The sequence below is a fragment of the bacterium genome, from assembly GCA_035529855.1.
GTDB lineage: Bacteria > RBG-13-66-14 > B26-G2 > WVWN01 > WVWN01 > WVWN01.
Genome location: DATKVX010000090.1, coordinates 1 through 5,588 on the forward strand (window position 1 = coordinate 1; position 5,588 = coordinate 5,588).

The following is a 5,588-nucleotide window of genomic DNA, read 5'->3' on the forward strand; positions in this document are numbered from 1 at the left end:
AACACCCGACGCCACTCAAGACACCCGACGCCACTCAAGACACCCCGCGCCACGAGGAAGGTATTTCGGATGCAACGAACCCACAGCTGCGGCGAACTGAACGAAAATAACGTCGGCGCCGAGGCGACGCTGTGCGGTTGGGTCTGGAAGAGCCGCGACCTGGGCGGCCTGTTCTTCGTCGACCTGCGCGACCGCTACGGCTTCACCCAGCTCGTCGTAGACCCGGCGGTCGGCAAGGGGCTGCACAAGGCGGCCTCGAAGCTTAAGGGCGAGGACGTCGTCCGCGTCGTCGGCGAGGTGCGCCTCCGGCCGGAGGGGATGCGCCGCGACGACGTCCCGACGGGCGCGGTCGAGCTCCACGTGCGCAAGTTGGAGGTTTTGGCTCGAGCCAAGACTCCCCCCTTCAACTTAGCCGAAGAGGACCTACAGGTCCACGAGGACCTGCGCCTCGAGTACCGCTATCTGGACCTCCGCCGGCCGCGTATGCAGCGCACCCTCGCCGTCCGCCACCGCGCCGTCAAGGCCATCCGCGACTACCTGTCCGCGCGCGGCTTCGTCGAGGTCGAGACGCCCATCCTGATGCGGTCGACGCCGGAGGGCGCGCGGGACTACCTCGTCCCCAGCCGCGTCCACCGCGGGAAATTTTACGCGCTGCCGCAGTCGCCGCAGATGTACAAGCAGCTGCTGATGGCCGCGGGGGTGGACCGCTACTTCCAAATAGCGCGCTGCTTCCGCGACGAGGACCAGCGCGCCGACCGCCAGCCGGAGTTCACCCAGCTCGACGTCGAGATGTCGTTCGCCGACGAGGAGGACATCTTCGACGTTACGGAGGGCGTCTTCGCCGCGTCCTTCCGCGAGGGCATCGGCGTCGAGCTCGCGACGCCCTGGCCTCGGCTCACGTGGCGGGAGGCGATGTCGCGCTACGGCCGCGACAAGCCCGACGCGCGCTTCGGCCTCCTCCTCGAGGACGCGACGGATATATTCGCGGAAACTTCCTCCGAAATATTTTGTAAAATAATCGACGCCGGCGGTAGCGTCTTCGCCCTCCGAGTACCCGGGGGTTTGAGCCGCAAGCAGGTCGACGAGCTCGAGGCCACGGCTCGAGCCGACGGCGCCGGCGGCCTGGCCTCGTTCAAGGTCGGCCCGGGGGGCGCGCTTTCCGGCGCGCTGGCGAAGTTCTTCGACGACGGCGCCGCGGTGGCGCTGCTCGCGAAAACCGGCGCCGGGGAGGGCGACGCCGTCGTCGCGTGCGGCGGCCCGTTCGAGACCGCCGCCGTCGCGATGGGCTCCGTACGGCTCGCGCTGGCGGAAATGTTGAACGTCGAAAAAGAGGAAGGGTTCCACTTCCTGTGGGTCACGGACTTCCCGCTCTTCGAGCGGGACGCGGCGACGGGCGAACCGGTGCCGTCGCACCACCCGTTCACATCGCCCCGCCTCGAGGACGCTGACAAGTTGGAGGCCGCGCCCTTCGACGTGTTGTCGCGGGCGTACGACGTCGTCGTCAACGGCGTCGAGCTCGGCTCGGGCAGCGTCCGTATTCACGACGCCGCGCTGCAGCGGCGGGTATTCAAGGCGTTCGGCTATACCGACGAGGAGATAGAAGGCCGCTTCGGCTTCTTCCTGCGGGCGTTGGAGTACGGCACGCCGCCCCACGCCGGCATCGCGCCGGGCCTCGACCGCTGGGTAATGGTGATGTGCGGCGAGGAATCGATTCGCGAGGTCATCGCGTTCCCCAAGACGCTGCGGGCGTCATCGCCGATGGACGGCTCGCCGGCGCCGGTGGCGCGCGAGCAGCTCGACGAACTCGGCCTATCGCTCAAAGAAGAACCGGAAGGCAAGTAATAATATGAACGAGGAACGACGTCCCGAAATCCTGTGGGTCGACGACGAGATCGACCTCCTGAAGTCGCAGATCCAATTCCTCGAGAACCGCGGCTACCGCGTGACGACGCTCACCAACGGCCCGGACGCCGTGGCGTTGGTGAAGGAGCGATCCTTCAACGCCGTCCTGCTGGACGAGATAATGGTGGGGATGGACGGCATCGAGACGCTGCGGGAGCTCAAGGCCGTGGACGCGTCGCTACCGGTTATTATGGTCACGAAATCGACCGAAGAGACGTTGATGGACGACGCCTACTTCGGCGAGACCGACGACTTCTTGGTGAAGCCGGTGAACCCGCACCAGATCCTCTCGTCCCTTAAAAAAATCCTGGAACTCGACCGGCTCCGGCGCGACCGCTTCGTGGGGTCGTGGGGGGAATACTACAACCGCGCCCAGCTCGTCATAAACGACCCGGCGGCTACGTTCCGGGATTGGGCGGACCTTTACCTGGATATATGCCGCGCCCAACGCGAGATCGGCGATTTGGAACTCCAGGCGTTGGCGCCCCTCCAAAACGAATTGGTCGCGGAGGCGGACAGGACGTTCGCCGCGTTCGCGTGCGAAAATTACCCGTCGTGGGTAGCCGGAGAGGAAGGCGCGCCTCCCCTCTCTTGGAACGTCCTGGACGAGTTCGCCTTCCCCCAAATCGCGGCCGGGCGCCCGGTCTACTTCGTCGTCGTGGACTGCCTTCGCCTGGACCAATGGTTGCTGCTCGAGGAACGCCTCGGGCAGCTGTACCGCATCGAACGGTCCTTGTACTGCGGCGCCGTCCCGTCCTCCACCTTGTACGCCCGCAACGCCATCTTCGCCGGTAAGAAGCCGGCGGAGATGGCGGCCGCGTATAAGGAAGCATTCCGGGAAGAGAGCGGCCTGGGCGAATCGTTGAACCGCCACGAAGAGCAGTTTCTTTCCGACCACGCCGCGCGCCACGCGCCCAAGGCCAAAAAGGTCCGCTACTATAAATTCGCCAACCGCGAGCAGGAGAAGAAAGCCCGGAAAATAATCGATACGCTGTCGCCGCGCCCCTTCACCGCCTTCGTCTTCAATTTCATCGACACCGTAACGCACGAGTCGAGCCGGGGCGGCGCGTTCGATTCGCTCGCCCCCACGGCCGAAGCGCTCCCCCGCCTCGCCCTTACCTGGTACCTCGGCTCGCCGCTCGAGCAGCTGTTGAGGAAAATAGCCGAGGACAAAAACGCCGTGGTAGTACTCACCTCGGACCACGGCTCGACGCTCACCGACGCGCCGGCCGTGGTGTACGCCGACAAAGACGCGACCAAGACGCCGCGGTACTGGGTAGGCCGGGACCTCCGCCCCGAGGGCGAGGGGGCCTTCCTGGTCCGTCGCCCCGGGGACTTCGGCCTCCCCGACGACTACCTCGCCAAGACGTACGTGCTGGCGCAGAGCAACCGCCACCTCGTCTTCTCCCATCACCTGCGCGAATACCACCGGCGGTTCGAAGGGGGTTTCTACCACGGCGGCGTTTCGCTTCCGGAGCTGATTTTACCGGTCGCGACTATGACGCCGAAGTAAAATGAGTGCCGGATTCGAGGATGAGGTGCTGGCGTGGTGCCGGCGGGAGGGCCTATTGCCCCCCGGCGCCTCGGCACTCGTCGCCGCCTCCGGCGGCCCGGACTCGACGGCGCTGCTCCATGCCCTCAACGCGCCGGCGGCCGCCGAGCGGTGGCGCCTGGGCGTCGCGCACCTCGACCACGCGCTGCGGCCCGAAAGCGCCGACGACGCCGCGTTCGTGCGGGAGCAGGCCGCGTCGCTGGGGCTCCCCTTCTTCGGCGCGCGCGTCGACGTGCCGTCGCATCCCGCCGGCGTAGGCCGTTCGACCGAAGAGGCCGGCCGCCTCGCGCGGCGCTCGTTCCTCAAACGCGCCGCCCGCGAGTTCGGCGCCGATGCCGTCGCGTTGGGCCACACCGTCGACGACCAGGCCGAGACGGTCCTGCTTAACCTGACGCGGGGCGCCGGGACGCTGGGCCTGGCCGCGATGCCGCCCGCCGCGGGTATATTCGTCCGGCCCCTCCTGGCGCGCAGCCGCGCCGACGTCCTGGCCTACCTCGGCGAGCTGGGCGTCCCGTGGCGCGAGGACCCTACCAACCGCGACCCGTCTTTTCTGCGAAACTGGTTCCGACTCGAGGTCCTGCCGACGCTGGAGGCCCGCGTACCGGGGGTACGGGCGTCGTTCGCGGCGCTCGCGGCCTCGGCTCGAGCGGACGAAGCGGCGCTGGAGCGAAGGACCGCGGCGCTGCTATCCCGCCTAATAGCGGGCCGCGTTGAGGGTCGAATTGACCTCGCGCCGGCCTTCCCGGCGGCGCTGCCCGAGGCGCTCCGCGGCCGCGCGGTGCGGCAGCTTTACGGCGAGCTAGCCGGCTCCAGGCGCGGCCTGGAACGCAAACACGTCGCGGCGACGCTGGCGTTGGCGAAGGGGGGCGCGGTCGACCTACCGAGGGGAGTCAAGGCGCGGCGCACGGCGGGCGGCGTGTACTTCCAGCGAACGAGGGCCGAGCCGGCGCTTCGGCATTGGTCGGCGGAAGTCGCGGTCCCCGGGCGTACGCTGGTAGCGCCGGCCGGCGTCGAAATCGACGCGGCGCTCGCACGGGCTCCGGCGGAGCTGCGAGGCCGCGGCCTGGCCGAAGTCTGGCTCGACGAACGCTTCGGCGCGGCGCCGCTGCTCGTTCGGGCCTGGCGCGACGGCGACCGCGTACGGCCCGCCGGCCTGGGCGGCACGAAAAAACTCCAAGACGTCTTCGTCGACGCGAAAGTGCCGGCGGAGGAAAAGCGGCGCCGACCGGTGGTTTGCGGGGTTTCGGGGATTCTGTGGGTACCGGGGCTCGTATTGGCGGAGGGGGCCGCGGCGGCGCCCGGCGAGCCGGCGGTCCACGTGCGATGGCTGCGGCGGGCGGGCCCCGTCGCCGGCCGGGAAAGGACCCGTTATGGATTACAAAAAAGACATAGATAAGGTCCTGTACGACCGGGACATCCTGGCGGAGCGCGTCGCCGAGGTGGGGCGGCAGGTAAAGGCCGATTACGCCGGCAAGGACCTCGTCGTAGTGACCGTGCTCAAGGGGGCGTTCGTCTTCGCCGCGGACCTCATCCGCGCCGTCGATTTGCCGATGGCGGTCGATTTCGCGGAGATAATAAGCTACGGCGAGGGCGCGGAGACCACCGAGGAGGTCGTGCTGACGAAGGACGTGGCCGTGAACGTCAAAGGCCGCGACGTCCTGGTGGTCGAGGACATCGTCGACACCGGCCTGACGACCGCGTTCCTGGTGGACCACCTGCGCATCCGCGAGCCGCGCAGCATCCATATCTGCGCGCTGCTCTACAAGCCGGCGATGCAGCGCGTCGAGGTCCCGCTCCGGTACGTCTGCTTCGAATTGGGCGACGTCTTCGCCGTCGGCTACGGCCTGGACTACGCGGGCCGATACCGCAACCTCCCGGAGATAGTGACGCTCAAAGAACCCGAGCACGAGGAATAGACATCCTATATAGTACGATTACCTAAGGTAGCAATTTGGACCGCCGCCGGCCGATGACTCGAGCCACGAGCCAACGAAAAAGCCGCCCGCCCGGGCGGCATTTTTAAATGGTAGTAAAAGGCCAAACGGCTTTTAAGGTTGCTTTAAAAACCTTTTTATGTTAAAAATTACGACTTGCCGCGCCCGCGTCGCGGGGCGTTTTATTTATGCAGCTTAAA

Annotated in this window: 4 protein-coding genes; all 4 read left to right on the forward strand. The window is 67.1% G+C overall.

The features are described 5' to 3' along the window. Positions 1 to 69: 69 nt before the first annotated feature. The 4 genes from aspS to hpt are packed head-to-tail and all read left to right on the forward strand — an operon-like array spanning position 70 to position 5,370. Complete coding sequence (gene aspS, locus VMX79_09725) at positions 70 to 1,842, forward strand: aspartate--tRNA ligase (protein HUV87379.1); 1,773 nt, start codon at positions 70 to 72, stop codon at positions 1,840 to 1,842. Positions 1,843 to 1,846: 4 nt separating this feature from the next. Beyond that, positions 1,847 to 3,415: a response regulator gene (locus VMX79_09730; GenBank protein ID HUV87380.1), complete on the forward strand. Its 1,569-nt coding sequence runs from the start codon at positions 1,847 to 1,849 to the stop codon at positions 3,413 to 3,415. Position 3,416: 1 nt separating this feature from the next. Beyond that, entirely contained in the window at positions 3,417 to 4,850 is a 1,434-nt protein-coding gene (gene tilS / locus VMX79_09735; protein HUV87381.1) for a tRNA lysidine(34) synthetase TilS, read from the forward strand. Continuing rightward, positions 4,825 to 5,370, forward strand: coding sequence for a hypoxanthine phosphoribosyltransferase (hpt, locus tag VMX79_09740; GenBank protein ID HUV87382.1), 546 nt, complete (start codon positions 4,825 to 4,827; stop codon positions 5,368 to 5,370). Before tilS ends, hpt begins: the two co-directional genes overlap by 26 nt. Positions 5,371 to 5,588 lie beyond the last annotated feature (218 nt).

Coding starts and splice junctions, on each gene's coding strand:
- aspS (HUV87379.1), top strand. CDS start 70: ATGCAACGAACCCACAGCTGCGGCGAACTGAACGAAAATAACGTCGGC.
- VMX79_09730 (HUV87380.1), top strand. CDS start 1,847: ATGAACGAGGAACGACGTCCCGAAATCCTGTGGGTCGACGACGAGATC.
- tilS (HUV87381.1), top strand. CDS start 3,417: ATGAGTGCCGGATTCGAGGATGAGGTGCTGGCGTGGTGCCGGCGGGAG.
- hpt (HUV87382.1), top strand. CDS start 4,825: ATGGATTACAAAAAAGACATAGATAAGGTCCTGTACGACCGGGACATC.